Annotated in this window: 19 protein-coding genes; 11 read left to right on the forward strand and 8 right to left on the reverse strand. The window is 36.3% G+C overall.

What is annotated here, in order from left to right; genetic code table 11:
* Positions 1-3 precede the first annotated feature (3 nt).
* Together dnaQ and polA are read left to right on the forward strand one after the other, a co-directional pair.
* Entirely contained in the window at positions 4-711 is a 708-nt protein-coding gene (gene dnaQ / locus ACFIMG_RS07605) for a DNA polymerase III subunit epsilon (RefSeq protein WP_375628525.1), read from the forward strand.
* Between the two features lie 299 nt (positions 712-1010).
* Entirely contained in the window at positions 1011-3938 is a 2928-nt protein-coding gene (gene polA / locus ACFIMG_RS07610) for a DNA polymerase I (RefSeq protein ID WP_375678858.1), read from the forward strand.
* Positions 3939-3943: 5 nt separating this feature from the next.
* On the opposite strand, the gene ACFIMG_RS07615 is transcribed toward polA, so the two are convergent.
* The 7 genes from ACFIMG_RS07615 to ihfB all read right to left on the reverse strand — a co-directional run bounded on the left by ACFIMG_RS07615 (position 3944) and on the right by ihfB (position 9856).
* Positions 3944-4807, reverse strand: coding sequence for an endonuclease/exonuclease/phosphatase family protein (locus ACFIMG_RS07615; protein WP_375678857.1), 864 nt, complete (start codon positions 4805-4807; stop codon positions 3944-3946).
* Between the two features lie 112 nt (positions 4808-4919).
* Entirely contained in the window at positions 4920-5693 is a 774-nt protein-coding gene (locus ACFIMG_RS07620; protein ID WP_375678856.1) for a Bax inhibitor-1/YccA family protein, read from the reverse strand.
* Positions 5694-6818: 1125 nt separating this feature from the next.
* Positions 6819-7322, reverse strand: coding sequence for a signal peptidase II (gene lspA / locus ACFIMG_RS07625; protein ID WP_375678855.1), 504 nt, complete (start codon positions 7320-7322; stop codon positions 6819-6821).
* Positions 7312-8166, reverse strand: a complete 855-nt coding sequence (locus tag ACFIMG_RS07630; protein WP_375678854.1) for a TrmH family RNA methyltransferase — start codon at positions 8164-8166, stop codon at positions 7312-7314. The genes lspA and ACFIMG_RS07630 overlap by 11 nt, the downstream gene beginning before the upstream one ends.
* A gap of 2 nt (positions 8167-8168) precedes the next feature.
* Positions 8169-9101, reverse strand: coding sequence for a class I SAM-dependent methyltransferase (locus ACFIMG_RS07635; RefSeq protein ID WP_375678853.1), 933 nt, complete (start codon positions 9099-9101; stop codon positions 8169-8171).
* Between the two features lie 172 nt (positions 9102-9273).
* Entirely contained in the window at positions 9274-9570 is a 297-nt protein-coding gene (locus ACFIMG_RS07640) for a lipopolysaccharide assembly protein LapA domain-containing protein (protein ID WP_273790185.1), read from the reverse strand.
* Positions 9571-9577: 7 nt separating this feature from the next.
* The gene (gene ihfB / locus ACFIMG_RS07645) at positions 9578-9856 is read right to left on the reverse strand and encodes an integration host factor subunit beta (RefSeq protein WP_273790186.1); all 279 of its coding nucleotides are present in this window, start codon (positions 9854-9856) and stop codon (positions 9578-9580) included.
* Positions 9857-10039: 183 nt separating this feature from the next.
* On the opposite strand from ihfB, the gene lptC reads away from it, so the two are divergent.
* From lptC to rlmN, 6 genes are all read left to right on the forward strand, one after another.
* The gene (lptC, locus tag ACFIMG_RS07650) at positions 10040-10684 is read left to right on the forward strand and encodes an LPS export ABC transporter periplasmic protein LptC (RefSeq protein ID WP_375678852.1); all 645 of its coding nucleotides are present in this window, start codon (positions 10040-10042) and stop codon (positions 10682-10684) included.
* A 76-nt stretch (positions 10685-10760) separates the two neighbouring features.
* Positions 10761-11360 carry an LptA/OstA family protein gene (locus ACFIMG_RS07655; RefSeq protein ID WP_375612778.1) on the forward strand — a complete coding sequence of 200 codons (600 nt, stop codon included), beginning with the start codon at positions 10761-10763 and terminating at the stop codon, positions 11358-11360.
* A 6-nt stretch (positions 11361-11366) separates the two neighbouring features.
* Positions 11367-12161, forward strand: a complete 795-nt coding sequence (gene lptB / locus ACFIMG_RS07660) for an LPS export ABC transporter ATP-binding protein (RefSeq protein ID WP_012754448.1) — start codon at positions 11367-11369, stop codon at positions 12159-12161.
* 911 nt (positions 12162-13072) lie between these two features.
* Entirely contained in the window at positions 13073-13537 is a 465-nt protein-coding gene (gene ptsN, locus ACFIMG_RS07665; RefSeq protein ID WP_375606109.1) for a PTS IIA-like nitrogen regulatory protein PtsN, read from the forward strand.
* A 1822-nt stretch (positions 13538-15359) separates the two neighbouring features.
* A complete protein-coding gene (locus tag ACFIMG_RS07670) occupies positions 15360-15863 on the forward strand; it encodes an invasion associated locus B family protein (RefSeq protein WP_375611465.1) in 504 nt (167 codons plus the stop codon).
* Between the two features lie 41 nt (positions 15864-15904).
* Complete coding sequence (gene rlmN / locus ACFIMG_RS07675; protein ID WP_375678851.1) at positions 15905-17131, forward strand: 23S rRNA (adenine(2503)-C(2))-methyltransferase RlmN; 1227 nt, start codon at positions 15905-15907, stop codon at positions 17129-17131.
* A 790-nt stretch (positions 17132-17921) separates the two neighbouring features.
* Here the strand turns inward: rlmN and ACFIMG_RS07680 are convergent.
* The gene (locus ACFIMG_RS07680; protein ID WP_375612781.1) at positions 17922-18563 is read right to left on the reverse strand and encodes a LysE family translocator; all 642 of its coding nucleotides are present in this window, start codon (positions 18561-18563) and stop codon (positions 17922-17924) included.
* A 170-nt stretch (positions 18564-18733) separates the two neighbouring features.
* Between ACFIMG_RS07680 and ACFIMG_RS07685 the strand changes: the two genes are divergently transcribed.
* The 3 genes from ACFIMG_RS07685 to ACFIMG_RS07695 all read left to right on the forward strand — a co-directional run bounded on the left by ACFIMG_RS07685 (position 18734) and on the right by ACFIMG_RS07695 (position 23578).
* Positions 18734-19969 carry an argininosuccinate synthase gene (locus ACFIMG_RS07685; RefSeq protein ID WP_375678850.1) on the forward strand — a complete coding sequence of 412 codons (1236 nt, stop codon included), beginning with the start codon at positions 18734-18736 and terminating at the stop codon, positions 19967-19969.
* Positions 19970-20342: 373 nt separating this feature from the next.
* Positions 20343-22004 (forward strand): lysine--tRNA ligase, encoded by a 1662-nt coding sequence (locus ACFIMG_RS07690; protein ID WP_375678849.1) that lies wholly within the window; start codon positions 20343-20345, stop codon positions 22002-22004.
* A complete protein-coding gene (locus ACFIMG_RS07695) occupies positions 22004-23578 on the forward strand; it encodes a peptide chain release factor 3 (protein WP_375678848.1) in 1575 nt (524 codons plus the stop codon). The genes ACFIMG_RS07690 and ACFIMG_RS07695 overlap by 1 nt, the downstream gene beginning before the upstream one ends.
* Positions 23579-23743: the final 165 nt, after the last annotated feature.

Raw genomic sequence — 23743 nt, forward strand, 5'->3', positions numbered from 1 at the left:
ATTATGCGTGAAATTATTTTTGATACAGAAACAACAGGTTTAGATAAAGAGAAAGATCGCATAATCGAAATTGGTTGTGTAGAAATGGTTGATCGTTATCTCACAGGACGCCAATTTCATGTTTATTTAAACCCTGAAGGCGTTATTATTCCTGATGAAGTTGTAGCAATTCACGGATTAACCAATGAACGCTTGAAAAACGAGAAAAGTTTTAGTGATATTGTTGATGAATTTTTGGAATTTATCAAAGATGCGACAATGATTGCGCATAATGCGAGTTTTGATATTGGTTTTATTAATGCAGAATTAAAACGCGTCAACAAACCGCTTATCAGTGTTGATAATATTCTTGATACATTGGCTATGGCGCGGCGTAAATTTCCTATGGGTCCTAATTCTCTTGATATTTTATGCAAACGTTTTGGAATTGATAACAGCCATCGTGTTCTTCATGGTGCTTTGCTTGATGCAGAGATTCTAGCCGATGTTTATATTGAGCTCATCGGTGGAAAGCAAGGTGTATTGGGTTTTGATAACAGAAGGGATGTTGATGAACATATCCAGAACGATAAAGATACATCTTATGCCGTTAAAATTCGCCCGCAGGCTTTACCTTCAAGATTGAGTATGCAAGAAAAAAAGTTACACGCTGATTTTATCTACAAAATGGGTGAAAAAGCTCTGTGGAATAACTTCAAAATTCATGAATAACATCATCTTTTATCTAAAAGAGTCACGATTGAAATTAAAGAATATCGATGTCAAAAAAACGGTCGTTGTGGGGAGGGGAACACCACAACGACCCTGTCGCTACATCGTACCTCAGCTATCATAGGAGGAGCAAAATGAAAGCTATTAATCCTGTAACAGCAAAGAAAAGCTCTAGGTACTTAATATAAAGTGCAACGACTTCACGTCTTATGAAGAGAAAAAATGGCTTTTTAGAGGCAAAGTGAAAAAAAATATAAGGGTAATTTGTTTTTTTTAGCTGAAATGGAGAAAAAATTGTCATGAAAGCAACAGATCATCTTTTTTTGGTTGACGGATCAGGCTATATTTTTCGTGCTTATTATGCTTTGCCGCCTTTAAAACGTAAAAAGGATGGACTTCCTGTAGGAGCAGTAGCTGGTTTTTGCAATATGTTATGGAAATTACTTTGTGATGCTCGTAATACAGCTACGGGTGTTGTTCCAACACATTTTGCTGTTATTTTTGATTATTCATCTGATACTTTTCGGAAACAAATTTATCCTGAATATAAAGCGAATCGCGCTGAACCTCCTGAAGATCTAATTCCTCAATTCGCGCTAATACGCCAAGCAACGAAGGCTTTTAATTTGCCTTGTATTGAAAAGGAAGGCTTTGAAGCGGATGATTTAATTGCTACCTATGCAAAATTTGCAACAAAGGTTGGGGCAAAAACAACCATTATTTCTTCTGATAAGGATCTTATGCAACTCGTAAATACGCATGTATCTTTGTATGATGGAATGAAAGATAAGCATATAGGTATCTCAGAAGTTATAGAAAAATGGGGTGTTGCGCCTGAAAAAATGATTGATTTACAAGCATTAATTGGAGATTCAACAGATAATGTACCGGGTATTCCAGGCATTGGTCCAAAAACTGCAGCTCAGTTGTTAAATGAATTTGGTTCTCTTGATCTTTTATTGCAACGCGTAACAGAAATTAAACAAACAAAACGGCGTGAAAACATTCAAGCTTATAGAGAACAAGTTAAAATGTCTCGTGAACTTGTCAGGCTTAAAACAGATGTTCCTATAGATAATGATTTAGATGATTTTGTTTTGGAACCACAAGATGGTCCACGTTTAATTGCTTTTTTGAAAGCGATGGAGTTTTCAACATTAACGCGTCGCGTGGCAGAGGCAACGTCATGCGATGCAGCTGTTATTGATGCACTTGATATAGATGTTGAATGGGAAAAACTAAGCCCCAGGCATGATTCTGAAATCAGGCATGATTTTGAGATCAAGAATACTGAGCACGCATCTCTTCATAGTTTTTCTGAAAATTCTCCACAAGTTTTTGCACAAAAACGTAAAGATCAAGCGCTGACTCAAAAAATTACAAGAGCTGCTTATACAACAATTCTTGATGAGAAAATTTTAAAAGAGTGGTTATCACAAGCACAGGAGCAGGGTTTTTTCGCTTTTGATACTAAAACAACATCTCTTGATCCGATGCAAGCAAAGCTTGTTGGTTTTTCACTCGCATTACAGCCGGAAAAAGCAGCTTATATACCTCTTGAACATTTTGATGAAGGAGAAGAGGATCTTTTGAGGGGCGGGCGCATTGCCTCACAGATTGAGGCCCGAAAAGCTTTAGCACTTTTAAAACCGATATTAGAAGATTCAGCGGTGTTAAAAATTGGTCATAATATAAAATATGATTGGTTGGTGATGAAGCAATACGACATTATGATAAGCTCTTTTGACGACACCATGCTTTTATCATATGCTTTTGATGCTGGAACTTTAACCCATAATATGGATGATTTGTCTGAACGTTGGCTTGAGCATAAACCAATTGCCTATAAAGATTTAACGCATAACGGAAAAAAAATTACTTCTTTTGCACAAGTAGATTTAAAACAAGCAACCCTTTATGCGGCGGAAGATGCTGATATAAAGCTACGCCTTTGGCAAGTATTGAAACCACAACTTGTTGCTCGTGGGATGACAAAAATTTATGAGCGTCTTGATCGACCCCTTGTAAAAGTTCTTGCAAGAATGGAAGAACGGGGGATTCTTATTGATAGGCAGATTTTATTGCGTCTTTCCGGAGAGTTGGCACAAGCTGCTTTGATTCTAGAAGAGGAAATTCATAAACAAGCTGATGAAAAGTTTAATATTGCTTCGCCAAAGCAATTAGGGGATATCCTTTTTGGCAAAATGGGATTGCCTGGAGGCGCTAAAACAAAGGGTGGACAATGGTCAACTTCTGCACAGACTTTAGAAGAGTTGGCTGCTGAAGGTCATATTTTACCGCGTAAAATTATTGAGTGGCGTCAACTTGCAAAGCTAAAATCTACCTATACAGATGCCTTGCCTTCTTATATTTTTTCAAAAACAGGGCGAGTTCACACGAATTATTCTTTGGCAATAACATCAACAGGTCGGTTATCATCATCAGAGCCAAATTTGCAAAATATTCCAGTGCGAACTGCTGAAGGGCGTAAAATCCGAACAGCTTTTATTGCTCCCAAAGGACGTGTGTTACTTTCTGCTGATTATAGTCAGATTGAGTTGCGCATTCTTGCACATATTGCGGATATAAAAGCATTGAAAGAAGCTTTTGCTAAAGGGCATGATATTCACGCTATAACGGCATCACAAATGTTTGGTGTTGCGATAGAAGGAATGCATTCAGATATACGACGGCGTGCAAAAGCGATTAATTTTGGTATTATTTATGGTATTTCAGCTTTTGGATTAGCCAATCAATTGGGAATTTCACGCCAAGAAGCGGGTCGTTATATTCAACTGTATTTTGAAAGATTTCCAGGAATTAAAGATTATATGGAGAAGACCAAAATCTTTGCACGTGAAAATGGTTATGTAGAAACAATTTTTGGACGTCGTATCCATTATCCAGAAATAAAAGCAAAGAATGTAAAAATTCGTTCTCTTAATGAGCGGGCAGCTATCAATGCTCCAATTCAAGGTTCTGCGGCCGATATTATTCGCCGCGCTATGATACATATGGAAGATGCTTTAAAAGAAGAAAAACTATCAGCAAAAATGTTGCTGCAAGTGCATGATGAACTGATTTTTGAAGTACCAGAAGAAGAAAGTAAAAAAACCATGACTGTTGTTAAAAATGTTATGGAAAATGCTACAATACCGGTTCTATCTTTATCTGTACCGCTTGAAGTAAAAGTCATGACGGCTCAAAATTGGGATGAGGCACATTAATTTTTTTATTTATTTTTAAGAATGTTGATTGCGTTAGAAAGATTAAGATAGGCTTTGATAGGCAAATGATCTGAAGCAATGCGTGCAAGCGGTGAATGATGATTTTCAATACTTGTTACCAATTGGTGGGGAAAAGAAAAAACTCTATCAAGGGCTAAAAAAGGAAAGCGAGAGGGAAAGCTTGGTACAACTTCAAAAGTGCTATCAAAATAGGGAGAAAAATGATTTAAAGATGAGCCTTTTCCCATCCGCCATTCATTAAAATCTCCTATAAGGAGTGTAGGCATAAGGGAGCGTTTTTGGAAAATTTCAAGGAGCATTTTTGTTTGTTGTTTACGAGAGTAACGTAATAAGCCAAAATGAGCCGCAATAATACGAATAGGGCCTGCTTCCATTTCCAACTCTACAACTACAGCCCCACGTGGTTCAATACTAGGAAGAGTGACTTGTAAAGTATCACGTACATATCCCTTTCGCAAAAAAAGAGCATTCCCATGCCAACCATGGCCATGAGGTGACATAGTATTAAGAGGTACAGGAATCAAACCGGTTTCAGCTTTTAATAGCTGAAGATTAATCAAACCAATGCGTTCCCCAAAACGTTTATCTGCTTCTTGAAGAGCAAGAATATCAACTTGTAATTCAGTAATAACACGGACAATTCTTGTAGGATTAAAAATTTTATCAACACCTACACATTTATGCACATTATAGGAAGCAACGGTCAGATCATAATTACTATTTTGATTGATGATGTTTGATTGATGATGAGAGCGGCTGTGAATTGTATTTAAAAAGGAGCTATGGAGTTTTTGTTGGATAAAACCGGTAAACCAAGGGAATTTTTGCTTATAAGGGATTTTTGTCATTTTGCGAAAAGAATAGTTTCTAAGAAGCAGAGGGTAAAGATTTACACTAAAAACAAAAGAACCTTGTCTCTTTTAGAAACAAGGTTCTTTAATTAAGTTATGATTTTTGCAATCAATCACGGTTTGAGCCAAGAAACTGTAGCAAGAAGACAAACATATTAATGAAATCAAGATAAAGATTCAACGCGCCCATAATAACTTTACGTCCTCTGGTATCGCTTTCATCTCCTTCATAATACATCAACTTAATGCTCTGGGTATCGTAGGCTGTTAAACCAGCAAAGATAAAAACACCAATCACAGAGATAGCAAACTGCAAAGCGCTTGATCCAAGAAAAATGTTCACAATCATGGAAAGCAACAAGCCGATCAATCCAATGAATAAGAATGAACTGATTGCTGTGAGATCACGCTTTGTTGTGTATCCATAAAGTGAAAGAGCTCCAAAAGTTGCGGCGGAAATGACAAAGGTTTGCACAACACTTTCTGTCGTATAGCGCAAAACGATTGAAGACAGTGAAAGACCAACCAGAGCAGCATAACCAAAAAAGAGACTACGAGCAGCATTTGTGCTCAATGTATTAATTTTAAAACTGAGAAATAAGACTGCTATGAGTGGTGCAAACATAACAATATAAGAGAATGGCGATGTATAAAATGTTACTCCAAATGGTGTTAGATAAACACTGCTATTGATTTGAGCTGCTGCTTGGCTCATATCTGTTGTCGTTGCTAATGATACAATTGCATAAGCGGCAGCAGCTGTAATAAGCAAACCAATGGCCATTGCATTGTAGACACCCAACATATAGTCGCGTAATCCCTGATCAATTGATGCATCGGCATGAGAAGCAGGTGCCGAACGTAAATCTTTAAAATTAGCCATAATATAAAATCCTTTAGCATATGTTCTGTCAGGTATAGGGCTTTAAAGGTGTCTCTGTCATTACACAGATAAGCTTGGTATAAGCCTTAATTGGGCAAATACAAAAACCCTTAGAGAATCACTGACAGAATTCCAGCATATATGCTCTTATTATGGAGATTTATTTAAAAATTACAAGAGATTTATATGAAGAAGGAACCTTACAAATTGGTAAGGAAATAGTTCATTTTAATAAAAAATATTTCCATTTTTTGCCATATTTTTGCAAGATAAAAAGACTATACTTAAAAACTTTTCTATTTTCACAGAAACTATGTAATACAATCCCTTATAAAATATTCACTATTTTTGCGTTTATGAGAAGAGCGGCAAGTATCATCACACTATTTTCAACCTCCAATATTGCATCTGTTTTGCACGGTTATAAGAGCTATTGAATTGGATTTTTATATAATATATTGATGTATAATGATAAATTGTCTTTTTGAATGCTAAATGATACTCCGAATATCGCAAGATTCTCTGGTTGAAAATCTGTTCATATTAAATCAATCAAGATTATTGACTTGCTTGTGTCTTGCAAGAGACATGGTTTTAATGGATTCAATATGAAAAGATTCCAAATAAAAGAGATTTAGGATAGTAAGGGCTTTTATTCAATATGAAAAATGGTAATTTATATTTATAATCAATATGTTGCTTTAACAATACACCATTGAAAATAGTTGAAAAAATGTTTTTTATTAAACAATATATAAAATAAAAAAGGAAAGTTTTTAAACGAAGCACTTAAGAAAGGCTCTGTAAAAGCGATATCTGTAAAAACTAAAAAACATACGAAAAGCAATTGTTCTAATCAAATAAACAGAACTTCAAATGCTGTGAAATGTCTCCTCAAAAATTGTGATGTAGGACACATGGATAAAAAATATTGATTTCTATTTGAGTTCATTTCTTTTGCACTAACTAAGTGTAGAAATGTGAAGTTGAAAAGAAAGTAAGATCTTATCGTCCCATGAAGAGAAACACGTGAAATGACGAGCAACAAGAATTCATTAAGAGAAATCAATGCGTAATCAGACTTGTGATGATCAAAGATCTCTGTTTTCTAAGGCAATGAACATATCAGTGAGAAGATGTACTATTGGAATGACGCCTTCCTTTCATCCAAGTACGCAATTCTTCAATAAGGATGGCAATAACACCGAGAGTGATAAAACTATCTGCAAGGTTGAAAATAGCAAAATAAAAAATATCATCAATATGAAAAAGTATATAATCAGTGACATGATGAAAGCGAATACGATCAATGAGATTGCCGATGGCTCCCCCAATAATAAGAATAAGGCCAAAGCGCATTAAAGACTTATTATATTCAGTATTTTTCCATAACCATAGAAGAAAGATAATCACAATGATCGTGATGGCGATGATTCCCCACTGAGAAAAGGAAGAAAAAAACGAAAATGCAATGCCAGAATTGCGCACATGATAAAGGGAAAGAAAAGGAATAAGCGAAATTTCTGTTCCTAAAGGCATATTGTGCATAACCCAGTATTTAACAGCTTGATCAAGTACTACTGTAAAAGCCAAGCCCAAGAGAAGAAAAGGGAGTGATTTACGAATCATGTTTTTCCTCACATGGTTCCAGTATTAAATAGGGGCGACGGATTTCATAAAGCATAACAGCTGTTGCTACAGCTAGATTAAGCGAGTCTGCTCGTCCGCTTTGTGGAATACGCGTAAGTTTATCACACCGATTCGTAAGAAGATCTGATAATCCCTGTTTTTCATTCCCCATTAAAAGGATAATAGGGCCATTTTTGAAGTCAAGTGTGCGATAATCCAGAGAACCTTTGAGGTGTGTTCCAACAATCATACCTTTAAAGTGAGAAGACCAGTTTAAAAAGCCGTTTTCATCAAAACGATAAAGTGGTACAGAAAAAATAGATCCCATGGTTGCACGTACTGTTTCAGGCGAGAAAGGGTCTGTTGTCTCGCCAATTAAAATAACACCTTTAGCACCTACAGCATCAGCGGTTCGAATAATGGTACCAAGGTTTCCAGGATCACGTACACGATCAAGCGCGATGTAAACATCTTTAATCTGCCCTTTTATCATTTCAAAAGAGTGCCATTTTTGCTTGAAAATACCAATAACTGTTTGTGGATTATCGCGTCGGGTAAGTGATTCCATAACCTTTTGTGAGGCTTTAATAACAAAACCACCGTTGGCTACAGCACGTGCGGCAGTATTTTCGATAGTAGCATTACCGATTTCACTTTTAGAAAAAATAAGCGTCTGTATTATCCAGCCAAGATTGAGAGCATCAATGACCAATTTCAATCCTTCTGCCATGAAAAGACCTTCTCTATTACGGTTTTTCTTTTGGCTAAGTGCTTTAAGATTTTTTATGATGGGGTTGCTAAGAGAGGTAATTTCTTTCACTCTACCAGTTTTGGGTCTACACATATTCAAGCAATCCAACGGCTAAAAAGAGAAGTAGAAAGAGCACGTCCTGCAACTTCTTCACGCAAAATGAGTTCTCCTGATTCGACCGTACCACCAAGATTTACAAATGCATCACGCATTAAAGCATGAAGTGCAAAGAAGGAAGCACGAATAGAATAAGCCGTAAGGACAACAGAGAGCGGTTTATCAGAGAGAAGTTTACGACAATTTGTGATCATAGCGGGTAAATGATCAAACAGTTGCCAAATTTCACCATGGGGTCCACGCCCATAAGCAGGGGGATCAAGAAGAATCATATCATAGCTTTTCTTACGACGCAGTTCACGCTCGACAAATTTCATAGCATCATCGCAAATCCAGCGAATAGAATGATCTGGTAATCCTGCTCTTTCTTGATTAGCTTTTGCCCACGCAATGGCTTTTTTAGAAGCATCAACATGGGTAACATTCGCACCCGCTCGTGCTCCAATCAAAGAGGCAATACCTGTATAGCCAAAAAGATTCAACAATTTTATAGGGCGTTCGGCTTTAACAATTTGTTCTTCCATAGAGCGCCAATGGGCATCTTGTTCAGGAAAAACCCCCACATGACGAAAGGAAGTAAAACGGCCTAGAAAAGACAATCCATTCCAAGCAAGAGCCCATGTTTCATCAAGTGGCTTTTTAGGAAAATGCCAACGCCCAACCCCTTCTTCATCAAGGTTTCCTGTGAAAATAGCATCAACATCAGCCCATTGTTTTTGTGGTAAAGCGGGTTTCCATAGTGCTTGACCTTCTGGTCGAATAATGCGGTGAGCTCCATAACGTTCTAATTTTTGTCCATGACCAGAATCAATGAGAGCATAGTTTTCGCTTATACCCGTTTCTAAAATAAGGGGCAGCTTTTCCTGCGGATATCTATTGTTATGGGAGAATTGAAAGCATTGTGCGGGCATGTTTTGTATCACGGTATATGAGGTATAAAAATATATTATAAAGCTCTTAAATGTTTCGTAAAAGTGCAAAAAAGCTAAAGTCAATTAAAACATGTATAAAAAAAGAAGAAGAGCACTTTTAACTCTGTACTGAATATAAAATACAGAGAGAAAAGATTTCATTTAAACACCATTACACCAGATTTGTGATAGATGTTTTCAATTTTTCAATCTCGGCTTTACTTTTTTTGAGAGCTTTTTTGTATTTGTGATAGGAAAACCAACTGATCAGATTTCCTAATAAAATACCAAAACCAAAGAAAATAAAGAGCCATATAAAGAGGGGAGCATGATAAGTAAAACTTTCAGGATTTGCTCGAAAAGGATCAAGGGTTAACGGAACCATTTGACGATTAGCCACGATAAAAACAATCAAAACCGCTGCGAGAATCACACCGATACTTGTTAGAAGAATACGTTTAATTATCATAAGTTTCTCACTGATTAAGACGGTCGCGTAAATCCTTGCCAGTTTTAAAAAAAGGAATCCACTTTTCTTCAACAGAAACGGCTTCACCTGTTCGTGGATTACGTCCATTACGGGCTGAACGGCTTTTTACAGAAAAAGCTCCAAATCCACGAAGTTCAACGCGATTGCCATTTGCAAGTGCTGTTGCAATTTCCTCAAAAATAGCGTTTACAATATTCTCCACATCCCGTTGAAAAAGATGCGGGTTATGACGAGCGATAATTTGTACAAGCTCTGATTTTACCACAATAGCCTCACTTTCACACAAAAAAATTTTGTAATTGTGCACTCCATGCATATTACAATATATAAACGGATAAAAGCAAAATAAAATCAAGAAAAAACAAATTGCAAGAAACAAAATTTGAAAATACCTTCTATAAAGGGTATACAGATTAAAAATGCGGAGGATTTAAGAGATCAGGAGAGTATGTCCGTACACAATCATTATGAAGCCTTTTCAACGCAATCATCTTTTGGAGATGTTTTAAAAAAAGCATCCCGTCATTCGCGTCGCATTAGCATATTAAAAATTTTTTTACCTCTCTTAGCGTTGATTTCAGCGCTGGTTTTTTGCTGGTTTACGTTTTTCTTGGTTCCCGTTACTTCTGATTCTATGCCTTTGAATAATGGAGAAAGTGGCGTGATGAATTTGACGATGCTCAATCCAAAATTAGAAGGGTATACGCGTGCTCATGAACCTTATTGGCTTAAAGCAGAAAAGGCATTTCAAGACCATACACACGCTGGAATGATTGGGTTGCAAAACATTACAGCTAGAGCATTTATGGGCCAACAACGACAGGTTTTTCTCGTCGCACAAGGGGGAGTTTACGATAACATTAATGGTTTTTTACAGTTGGATAAGCCATTCACGATTACGACGAATGATGGGATGATGGTACGATTTATGTCAGCTAGTATTAACTTATCCGAGGGACAGTTAAAAACAGATCAACGTGTTAATATTCAGCAAGCCGGTTTGAATCTTGCCGCAAACGCCTTACAAATTCGAGAAAAAGGAAAAAACATATATTTCCATGGTGGTGTGCATTTAGTGCTTCAAAAGCAATAACGCAATATCAATACAAATCTTTAAAGGATATTTATAAAGAGAAGTATGTGTATATACAAACAGAAGAATTGAAATAATGAAATCGTACAAAAGATGGATAGGTGTGATGTTAGCTTTTAGCATGGGAATGTTAGGAGAAGGAGCAGTTTTAGGATATGCTGAAGTGGCTCATTTTGGAATAAGTCTATCAAGCGATAAAGAACCGGTAGAACTTCATGCAGATTCTTTGGAAATACGTGATAAAGAAGGGATAGCGCTTTTTAAGGGTGATGTTTCAGTGGTACAAGGTGAACGTCTTTTAAAAACGGCAGAATTAGTTGTTTACTACGATAAAGCATATAAAGAAATTGATAAAAACAAGGAAGATACAAAGGCATCATCTGTTTCTTTATTTGGTTCGTCGAGTATACAAAAAATGGAAGCTTTAGGAAAAGTTTATATAAAAATTGCTACGCAAGTTGCTACGGGTGATAAAGGTGTTTTTGATGGAAAGTCAAAAATGATGAGTTTGACAGGGAATCATGTTGTGTTAACTGATGGTGACAATGTGGCAACGGGGTGCAAACTAACGGCAAATATGGAAAGCGGAAAGGCTTTTTTAGAAGGTTGTGAGACGCCTAAGAAAAAAGGTCGTGTTTCTATTATTTTAAAACAAAATCAAAAGAATGGCCATTAAGATTTCATGTTTGGAATCAAAAGAAAAAAACAGACCGATAGGTATAATCTTGAAAGTGAAGCTTCAAAAAATCCCTTAAAAGGGACCTTGATTGCCAGTAATTTGATTAAAGTTTATCGAGGAAGACGAACTGTTAATGGTGTTTCTTTTGGTATTCGTACGGGAGAAGCCGTTGGCATTTTAGGGCCCAATGGGGCAGGTAAAACAACTTGTTTTTATATGGTGACAGGGCTTATAAAATCTGATGGAGGATCCATTAAAATTGATGGATTTGATATTACGCATCTTCCGATGTATCGACGTGCGCGTTTAGGTATTGGATATCTTCCACAGGAAGCGTCTATTTTTCGTGGTCTTTCAGTAGAAAATAACATTAAAGCTGTTTTAGAGGTCGTTGAAAAAGATCGCCTTAAACAACGTGAAGAGTTAGATAGCCTTTTACATGAATTTAAAATTGATCATTTACGTAAAATGTCTGCACTTTCGTTATCTGGAGGTGAACGTCGGCGACTTGAAATTGCGCGCGCTTTAGCTTCTCGTCCCCATTTTATGTTACTTGATGAACCATTTGCAGGAATTGATCCTATCGCTATTTTCGATATTCAACAACTTATTCGTCATTTAACGAGGCGTGGCATTGGTGTTTTAATAACGGATCATAATGTGCGTGAGACATTAGGGCTTGTCGATCGCGCTTATATTATTCATACAGGGCGGGTGTTAGTTCACGGTTGTCCTAACGATATTATCAACAACGTTGATGTACGCAGAATTTATTTGGGAAATCAGTTTTCTCTTTGATTTTACAGCTTTCACGAGTTTCCATTTAAGTTTAACCAAACATTATTACTGAAAATTTCCTTATTTATGCCAAAACTTCTTTTATGACTATAACCTTAATGTTGTTATTGAGTGGTGGAAAAGGCTTCATCATTAGAGGTTAGTTTGTTGTTTTATAAGTTTAGCTTACTCATAATTGTATCATAAAAAAGATATCACTAGATTAACGTGATAATGAGTGATAAACGAAGCGCTCAATAAATGCGTGTGTTATTGAAAGGTAAGAGATATTTATCATATTTTTCTCTGTCGAATCAAATAATATATCGATGATGCTGTTTTAGGTATTTTGATGGGAGCACCGGTTTATATATTGCGGTTATTCAATAGGAGTTGTCGTATTTTATTGGTTTACATGGTCTATTTGAAAATAGGAGCTTGGCTACAGATATCAGGCTAAATCTATAAATCTTTTAAAATAATCATTAAATTTCTAAAAATCTTTATATTCTTGTTATAAGTCGATGTTCAAGCTATACAGTAATTTTCAAAGTAAAGGTCCATTTTGCTCAGTATGCTTTTCATCTTAATTTAAGGGCTCATTTTTAAAGAAAGAAAAACTCTGATGGCGGATTATACATCAACTCTTATGACAAGTTTAATAAATTTATGAATAATGGACTTTTCTAGAGTCGTAAGGAAATTAACTTTATGAACAACTTCATTTGTTTGGTTTCTCATGCCGTTAATGATGATCCGAATACTATTTATTATTGTTTTAGAAGTGATATGAGATGTATTGAGCTATCACCCATTATAAATTGAAAAGTAAAAACACATGCGATGTTGCGAAAAGTGAAAGAACATTAAGTATCTATAGCGTTTATAGGTTTATTGATGAGCATTTTAGCGTGTAAGAGGAAAATTAAAGTATGAATTTGAGTGAGTTAATAGCACCGGAAGCGATCATTCCGGCTCTTAATGCTAATTCGAAAAAACAGGTTCTGCAAATTTTAGCCGAAAAAGCTTCCAAGCTAACAGGTCTTAGTGAGCATGTGATTTTTGATGTTGTTTTACAACGCGAGAAGCTTGGTTCAACGGGTTTGGGTGGAGGTATTGCGATTCCTCATGGAAAATTACCTGATATTAATCGGATCATTGGTATATTTGCACGTCTTGAAAGTCCTGTTGATTTTGAAGCTCTTGACGACGAACCTATAGATCTCGTTTTTCTCCTTTTAGCACCTGAAAATGCTGGTGCAGATCACTTAAAAGCTTTATCACAGATCGCACGTGTTTTGCGTCACACTGATGTTGTACAAAAGTTGCGCAGTACGCATAATGCCAATGCGCTTTATGCTTTATTGATTCAAACTTCAGAATCAAATGCAGCTTAAAAGTTATTATGAGCGTATAAATTGCGAGGTATGCACTACAGAGCGTAGGAAATAATATAATTTGCATCTTAAGACTAATAACAAAAGGTTATGTAGGGCTTTTCCTTTCTTGTTCTCGTATATTAAAGCATCTAATTATTATGTTCGTGGATTCTTTTATCCTGTTATACTGTAAAAACACTATCATTTGAGATATGGTGAGATAAATTCTGTAAGTCTTCTTAATATATTAAGTGCTTTTAGAGTGCGTGGTAAATATTTTTAAGCAGGACTTGTCTGTAGAGCCTTTAGTTAAGTGAATCACATGAGTGGGAAGAAAAGAGGAGACCGCTCGACAAGAATCCAAACTTTTTCAGTCCAGATTGGATTAGGAATGTTCGTCCTTTGAAAGCGGGAAAGAAATCAACAGAAAAGTTTATTTGTGCATTGAATTTTTTTGTAAGTTGAGTTTGAGTGTTTAGGGATAATATTTTAATGCTCAAGAAGAAATAAGAGATATATTGTATCTTCAGTATAGCAAGATATTGATTTTAAATATAATTCACTATTTCGCATGTTGGATGAGAGATCCGAATATTGTAAAATTCTCTCATTCCAAACTTGTTTATGTTGAATCAATCAAAACCATTTCCTTGCATGTTGTAAACGGAATTAGCGTGTGGATAAAAACTGTACAAGAAAGGGGTAAAAATGCTTCCTATGAATCGTCTCAAGTATCGAGAATTGTAGCAAAACATTGGGAGCTGGAAAATAGTGTTATGGTGCCAGCTTTCTTCTTCACAAGTGGAGAGATCAACTATTTTATAGATATGATTTAGATGTCTGCTGTTGTATAGAGCTCATGCTAAAGAACAATTTTGTACGGTAAGAATGAAAATTATACCTTTAGGTTGGGTGAAAGAGTTTTTATGCATAGGAAGATTTATTTAAGTGTCTTTAATTGATTAAAATATTGTTTAAAAAACGGTAATGTTAGAACTGCTATAGAAAAAAGTTTTATATTTCTTTTTATAAATTACTTAGAAATAAGATAAGGAGACTTTCCCAAAGAATTCTTAAGAAGTTTTTTATAACAGAAAGAAAAATATCGTCTAATACATTAAAATAATACGATTAAGCTATTATAAGCTACTAAAATCATTTTAGAAATTAATAATTGGAGATGAAATATATAGGGAAATAAGATCAAAAGAAACAAAGTTGTATGTGATTATTGAGATAGAATCTAAACTCTTTATGTTTTATTATTAATATCTTGATAATATTTTATTATTTTTACAAGGTCTTTTGAAGATTGAGAAAAAGTGTTATCGGGACGATATTGAATACGAAATATGAATGCACTATAATGAGTAAAAGATGGAGTATTTTGCGAACATAAATATATTGAATGCATAAAGTCGAGAAGTGATATTCGTAAGGCGATTAAGCTTTTTTGCGGGGAGTCCGGGGTGTATTTTCAAAATTTTGCATCAGATTGCTTGTGATATAAAGAGTATGGTTTATTTCTTAACAGAGTGATGGTATATTTTCATCTCGTTTTGAAGTTCTATAGCTTAAAGAAATCGTTTTTTATACAAAAACGAAATAAGTAGCGTAAAATGAAGATATTATTTTTTAATGTGGTTATTGAATAAGAAGTTTATGTTTTGGTAACGATTAAAAGGTCACAATGAAACGTAGAAATCTATTTTGATTAGTGTGAAAATATTTCGCTTATTGAAGGAATTAGGACAATAACACATGAATATCGAGGAGTTTTTGTTGAATTTTTCCAATGAAGAAAATCTTGTTAGAGACTAAAGAAGTGAGCTAAATGAAGATGTTTGAAAAGACTGTTATTGCTGCATCTGTAATGGTTCTTGTTACAGCGGGAGTGGCATATGCACAAACGCCAAGCCGTTTAAATCAATTTGAAGCGTGGGGAGCCTATTCTTATAAATCGCCCAAAAATACGATTTGCTATGTGTTATCGGTACCTTTGAAGGCTCTTCCAACGACAGTTAATCATGGTGATAACTTTTTCTTGGTTACCAAGCGTTCTCATTCACCTATTTCGTTTGAACCGCAGTTTATGGCTGGTTATACCCTTCAAGAAGGGTCGAGAGTGACAGTGACCATTGGAGGTAAGGACTTTGATTTTTTCACGAAAGATTCCTCAGCTTGGCTGGCGTCATCAGAGCTAGAAAAGCAGCTTGTTTCTGCTATGCGTGCTGGAAGCAATATGACAGTGCAAGCGATATCAAAACGAGGAACGCATACCACTTATACTTATTCCTTAAAAGGGGTCACTGCTGCATTAAATGCAGCTCAAAAGTGCCATTAAGGTTTCGATAACTCTAAAATAGTGATGTGAATTGGAAAGCAATGGCCATTTCCTATGACCTTAGACCAGTTGGTTCATGTTTTGCACGAAAAACAGATAATGTGGTCGTGAAGGAGAGTTCTAAGCTCTCTTTAATTGGTTTGTCGCAAGATGAAATGGCGCAAGCTTTAAAGATAGTTGGTGTACCAGAGCATCAAACGCGTATGCGTGTGCGTCAGCTTTGGCATTGGCTTTATGTGCGTGGTGTTTCAAATTTTGATGAGATGCTGAATATTTCTAAAGCAATGCAAGAAACACTTAAGTGTCATTTCTCCATTGCGCGCCCAGAAATTGTTGGAGAACAAATATCAAAAGATGGTACGCGTAAATGGCTCTTACGTTTTCCTGCACGTGGAGCTGGAAGGCCTGTTGAAATTGAAACGGTTTATATCCCTGAAGAAGGACGTGGTACTTTATGTCTTTCATCGCAAGTAGGGTGTACGTTAACCTGCTCTTTTTGCCATACGGGAACGCAGATGCTTGTTCGTAATCTGACCGCAGAAGAAATTTTGGCACAATTATTGGTTGCACGTGATTGTTTGGGTGATTTTCCTGATAAGAATACCCCTGATGGAGCAATTGTTCCCATTGAAGGACGAAAAATTACCAATATTGTTATGATGGGAATGGGAGAACCTCTTTATAATTTTGAAGCTGTTAAAAAAGCTTTATTGATTGCCTCTGATGGCGATGGACTTTCTTTATCAAAACGTCGAATTACGCTTTCAACTAGTGGAGTTGTTCCTGGAATTATCCGAACTGGAGAAGAAATTGGTGTTATGTTAGCAATTTCACTCCACGCAGTACACGATACACTAAGGGATATGCTTGTTCCCATTAATAAAAAATATCCGCTTGCTTTACTAATGGAGGCTTGCCGTAATTATCCTGGTCTTTCCAATGCAAAACGAATCACATTTGAATATGTTATGCTGAAAGATATCAATGATAGTTTAGATGATGCTAAGCGATTGATTCAGTTATTGAAAGGGATTCCTGCTAAGATTAATTTAATCCCTTTTAATCCGTGGCCAGGGAGTAATTATCAATGTTCTGATTGGGAGCAAATCGAGCGTTTTGCTGATGTCGTTAATCAAGCGGGCTATGCTTCTCCTATTCGGATACCGCGTGGACGCGATATTTTAGCTGCATGTGGACAGCTTAAATCAGCTTCAGAGCGCTTACGTAAATCTGAACGTTTACGACTTGAAAATGCCATTGGTCATTAGGTAACGCAATTTTCAGCGATATCGAGGCCTATACTTTTTTGTTTGTAATTTAATATCGAAACTTCATGCGATGGCATATGTGAGACAGAGATTAAGATGGATAAGTGCTAGACGAACAGTTTCAGCGTTTATATGCTAAATGGGGTAAGAGATTGTCTATAGTCTGTTTACATAATCTCTGAAATAAGAAGGAAACCTAATTTAGAGGGAATATGAGGTCTTAAGGATTATAACTAATTTCTACCTTATTATCATACTCGTTAATTCGGTTTTATGTCTTTTAAAAGCATCTACGGTAATATCTTTTAAAAAGTGGAGATTGTGCAGTGCCTCATGCTTTTGTTTATTATTTTCTTAAATAAGATCACGCTTCACAAGCAAAACAGAGGATCTAAAATATAAATACCATTGAGTTATCCATTGATATGTTTTTTAAGTATCTCTTAGTGCACTCTTCATATCACGATAATGCTTGTGAGGAGTATAACAAAAAGCTTCTGTGAAATGTATTGTACTCCTACACCTTTATGTTTAATAAAGGTGTAAATTGGTACCACCATTCTATTTTTTAGCTCCCAATGTTATAACAGCTTTTAGCACTTGAGATGGTTCATAAGAGGTGTTTTTATTCTTTTCTTAGATAGTTTTTATCCATACGAAAACTCCAGCTTCTCTTGTGATGTACAAAGGAAAGGTATTGTTTTATTCAAAACAAACAGGTTTGAAATGAAAAAATCTTATAATATTTGTTTTTTTATTTAAATTAAAAGCGATACATTACACTTATAAATCAATGTTTTGTAACCACAAGGAGATGGAGGGCAAAGCTGGTAAAAGTACCAGCAATAAGCCAGTCGAGAAAGCGAATATAAAGAGGGTTCTTTTTGAGAGTTTTGGTAAGTTTATGCGCTGTAAAAACGATTGCAATTGTAATGGGGAAAGAAATAGGGATATAAGAGAGTCCTAAAAAGAGCAATTTTTGTGTTGCCATAGGATCATTCGCATTGATAAATTGTGGTAAGAATGTCGCGTTAAAGAGTATAACTTTAGGATTGAGAAGATTAATCCCAATACCAGCAAGATAGTTACGTTTAGCGCTTTGAGATTTAGAAGATGTCTGTTCAAAGGAAAAAGTGGGGTTTCTCCGTAAAGCTTGAAAGGAAAACCATAAAAGATAAAAGGCGCCAACAATTTTCAGAAGAACAAAAGTATGTGGGGCAGCAAAAATAAGCGCTGATAAGCCAAGTGCTACAGCCGTAACCTGAATGGCAAACCCTGTTGCACTACCCAAGGCGCACATAATTCCAGCTTTTTTGCTTTGTGTAATGGTTCGTCCTACAGAAAGCATCATATCTGGTCCTGGAATAAGTGCTAAAATCAACGATGCTAAAGCAAATTGTACAACAATAGACCACTCCGGTAGAAATGACACGTAAATCTCCTTTTATTTTTAAGCAGTGTTCACTATTTATACTTTGAGGTGCCTTTATTTACGCTTTTTGCGTCTTTTTAATGTTGCTTAAAAAGAATTTATTTTTATATTTCTTGCATCGTTTTGATTTTTGGGTAGAAATAAAAAAGTAGCTCATATAGAACGTTAAAATGAAAAAGTGGCAAAATATTAGAAAAGTTGTTTTGGCTTATTCAGGTGGATTGGATACGTCAATTATTCTTAAATGGTTGCAAAGTGCGCTAGGTGTTGAAGTTATAACTTTTACAGCAGATTTGGGGCAGGGAGAAGAGCTAGAACTTGCTCGTCGTAAAGCTGAAATGCTAGGTGTTAAAGAGATCTACATTGAAGATTTGCGCGAAGAATTTGTGCGTGATTTTGTGTTTCCGATGTTTCGAGCCAATACCGTTTATGAGGGGACTTATCTTTTAGGAACATCAATTGCACGTCCACTTATTTCAAAACGCCTTATTGAAATTGCTGAGGAAACAGGGGCAGATGCCATTGCTCATGGAGCAACAGGAAAAGGCAATGATCAGGTACGCTTTGAGCTTTCCGCTTATGCGCTTAATCCTGATATAAAGATTATTGCTCCATGGCGTGATTGGGATTTTAAGAGTCGGACAGATCTCTTTGAATTTGCTCGTATTCATCAAATTCCTGTAGAAAAGGATAAGCAAGGTGAAGCGCCTTTTTCAGTGGATGCAAATTTATTGCATTCTTCATCAGAAGGAAAGATTTTAGAAGATCCAGCACTTCCTGCTCCTGAATATGTCCATATGCGTACTCTTTCGCCGGAAGATGCTCCAGATCAAGCAACCAGAATTACTCTTGGCTTTAAAAAAGGCGATGCTGTTTCAATCAATGGAAAAAATTTATCTCCTGCAACTTTACTTGCAGAATTAAATCATTACGGGCGCGATAATGGTATTGGTCGGTTAGATTTGGTAGAAAATCGCTTTGTGGGTATGAAATCGCGGGGTATTTATGAAACACCAGGTGGAACCATTCTTTTGACGGCTCACAGAGCTATAGAATCTTTAACGTTAGATCGTGGCGCAGCTCATCTAAAAGATGAGTTGATGCCACGTTATGCAGAACTCATTTATTATGGATTTTGGTTTTCGCCGGAACGTAAGATGTTGCAGGCAGCTATTGATTTATCTCAAGAACATGTTGAAGGTGAAGTCACGTTAAAGCTTTATAAGGGGAATGTAATTATTGACGGGCGCCAAAGTAAGAAATCACTTTATTCCAGTGAGTTAGTAACTTTCGAGGATGATCAAGGTGTTTATGATCAAAGAGATGCAACTGGTTTTATTAAATTAAATGCTCTACGTTTGCGTACATTAGCAATGCGTCATCAAGGTGATAAAGAAAAGAAATAGAAAATTACGGTGACAAGTATAATATGGATTAGTGCTTTTGTATGAAATACCTAGTTTAAGCATTTTTCTGTTGGTTTTTACCGTTCTTTCGTTCAATACTAGAAGCTTATCTTCTGCGCTAATAAATATAATAAGCAAAACCCATGATAATAATAGCAATGAAGGCTTCGATAATCAAAACAGGTCAATTTTGCTTTATAATATTGAATGTTTTTGATTTTTATCAGAACAAAATATGTTTATAACGAGGGCGGTTTTTGTATAGTGACTTAAGAGTATAAAGAAATTTTCATCTTTTTGCTTGCTATTATTGACGAATAAATTCAAGAACCATACACCCTATTTTGAAAGAGTGTAATTTTTAGGATAAATAATGATGCGTGATCAGTGTGATACCCTCAACCTTACGCCTGAATTAAAAGATGCAGCTTCTCAATCGAGAACTTGGCCATTTGAAGAAGCACGTAAGATTATCAAACGGTATGAAAAAACGGGTTATCCAGACAGTGTGATATTTGAAACAGGTTATGGCCCTTCTGGTTTACCGCATATTGGAACTTTTGGGGAAGTTGCACGTACAACCATGGTGCGTCATGCATTTCATATTCTCACGGAGAATAAAGTAAAAACAAAATTACTTTGTTTTTCTGATGATATGGATGGTTTGCGCAAGGTTCCTGAGAATGTGCCTGATCGCGAGAGGATGGAACATTATCTTGGTCAACCGTTGAGCCGTGTACCCGACCCTTTTGGAGATGATTATTCTTCTTTTGGAGCGGCAAATAATGCGCGGTTACGGGCTTTCCTTGATCGTTTTGGTTTTGATTATGAATTTGCAAGTGCTACGGATTATTACAATTCCGGTCGTTTTGATGAAACACTTTTGAAAATCCTTGCCTGTTATGACAAGGTTATGGCAATTATTTTACCAACATTAGGTGAAGAACGGCAAGCGACCTATTCACTCTTTCTACCGATTTCTCCCTTTTCTGGAAAAGTATTACAGGTACCGATGATTGCGCGTAATGTTGAAAAAGGGACTGTCACTTATATTGAACCTGAAACAGGAGAAACCATAGAAACAGAGGTTACAGGGGGCAAAGTTAAGTGTCAGTGGAAGGTAGATTGGGCAATGCGTTGGACAGCACTTAGCATTGATTATGAAATGGCCGGAAAAGACCTTATCGATTCCACAAATCTTTCTTCTAAAATTTGTAAAGTATTAGGTGGAAAGCCCCCAGAAGGATTCAACTATGAGCTCTTTTTAGATGAGAAAGGGCAGAAAATTTCCAAATCCAAGGGAAATGGCTTAACCATTGATGAATGGCTTACATATGCCCCAACAGAGAGTTTAGGGCTTTATATGTTTTCAAAACCTAAAACAGCAAAAAGGCTTTATTTTGATGTTATTCCTAAAGCTGCGGATGAATATTATGCTCATCTTTCTGCTTATGGTCGTCAAAGTTGGCAAGAACGGCTCAGTAATCCTGTATGGCATATTCATAATGGTTGTCCACCGCAGGTTGATTTGCCTGTATCCTTTGCGATGCTTTTAAATTTGGTAAGTGCTTCAAATGCGGAGAATGCAGAAGTTCTTTGGGGTTTTATTTCTCGTTACGCTAAAGAAGCAAATGCACAAACTTATCCAGAACTTGATCAATTGGTGAAGTTTGCCATTAAATATTTTGATGTTTTTGTTAAACCAAACAAGAAATTTCGTATACCAGATGATAGCGAACGAGCAACATTAGCACAAATTGATGAAAAATTAGCTCATTTACCTGAAACTGTTGATGGCAACATATTACAAAATATGCTTCTTGATGTTGCAAGGTTAACGGAACGCTATCAAGATCATAGCAAAAAAAGCCCTGAAGGTGGGCCTGGTGTTTCCAATGTTTTTTTTCAAATGTTGTATGAAGTCCTTCTTGGACAAGAGCGAGGTCCACGATGGGGATCATTTATAGCGCTTTATGGGATTAATGAAATGCGTGCACTGATTGCTGAAACACTTGCACGTCCTGTGGAGGAATAATGGAACGAAGAGTGCAGGAAGTAAAGCGACGCCGTACATTTGCAATTATTGCTCACCCAGATGCGGGGAAAACAACATTAACAGAAAAGCTTTTATTGTTTGGTGGTGCTATTCAACTTGCAGGAGAAGTAAAAGCCAAAAAAGATCGTATTCAAACCCGTTCTGATTGGATGAATATTGAGCGTGATCGTGGTATTTCCGTTGTGACTTCGGTGATGACGTTTGAATATGAAAATCATATTTTTAATCTCCTAGATACCCCAGGCCATGAAGATTTTGCAGACGATACTTATCGCACGCTTACAGCTGTTGATAGTGCTATCATGGTATTGGATGGGGCCCGCGGGATTGAGCCTAGAACATTAAAATTGTTTGAAGTATGTCGGATGCGGGATATTCCTATTGTTACTTTTATCAATAAAATGGATCGTGAGGCACGTGATCCTATAGAGCTTTTAGATGAAATTGAAGAAAAGCTTGCTCTTGATACCGCGCCTATAACATGGCCAATTGGTACGGGTAAAGATTTTGTTGGTACCTATGACCTTCATCATAATCGTTTTCGTCAAAAAGATGATGAGATAACACAGCAAATAGTTTCAAATCCCAGAGAGGTTGTCCATTTACTCCCTGAATATCAACGTTCCACTTTTATTGAAGGGGTAGAACTTGCTCAAAGTGTTTGCAAGAATTTTGATCTTCAAGCTTTCCGTGAAGGTCATATGACTCCGGTTTATTTTGGTTCAGCTTTACGAAATTTTGGTGTTCGTGATTTGATCAATGCACTTATTGATTTTGGTCAAAGTCCTCGTGATCAAAGTGCAGATCAGCGCAATATCATAGCAACTGAACCTAAAATGACGGGATTTGTTTTTAAAATTCAAGCGAATATGGATCCTAATCATCGTGATCGTATTGCATTTTTTCGGGTATGCTCGGGAACACTTGAACGTGGTATGAAAACAAAGTTGGTCCGAACAGGAAAACCGATGACACTTTCGGCTCCACAATTTTTCTTTGCGCGTTCGCGCCAAATTGCTGATCAAGCCTATGCTGGTGATATCGTAGGAATCCCTAATCATGGAACATTGCGTATCGGCGATACTTTGACTGAAGGAGAAGATATCCTCTTTAAGGGAGTACCAAATTTTGCACCAGAGATTTTGCGTCGTGTTTGTTTGGGCGATCCAATGAAAGCAAAAAAGCTCAAAGAAGCTTTGCAACAAATGGCTGAAGAAGGGGTTGTGCAATTGTTTATTCCTGATGATGGGTCGCCTTCTCTCATTGGTGTTATTGGTGCTTTGCAAATTGATGTTTTAAAAGAGCGATTAAAAATAGAATATTCTTTGCCAGTGAATTTTGAGTCTGCACGCTTTAATTTATGCCGTTGGATTTCAGCGCAGAGCAAAGATGAGTTGCAAAAGTTTCTCAGCAATCACCGCTCTGCTATTGCGTATGATTTAGAAGGTGATCCAGTTTTTTTAGCGGAGAACCATTTTTCATTAAATTATGAAGCAGAAAGAGCTCCTAAAATAAAATTTTCTGCTTTTAAAGATTATCAAGTACGCTCTTAAAATAAAGAAAAATCTTTTCTACAATAATTTGATTTATAATGATAATTTATCGTTTTTTATATGGGAACAATCAAAATCATTTGTTTAAAAATCATAAGTAGGATTGGTGTGTGCGTAAAACACTTGAAGCAAGAAATACAATACCTCTTATAGATCTTCTCTATA

The sequence above is a fragment of the Bartonella sp. AP11XZML genome, from assembly GCF_042196445.1.
In the GTDB taxonomy this organism is placed as follows: domain Bacteria; phylum Pseudomonadota; class Alphaproteobacteria; order Rhizobiales; family Rhizobiaceae; genus Bartonella.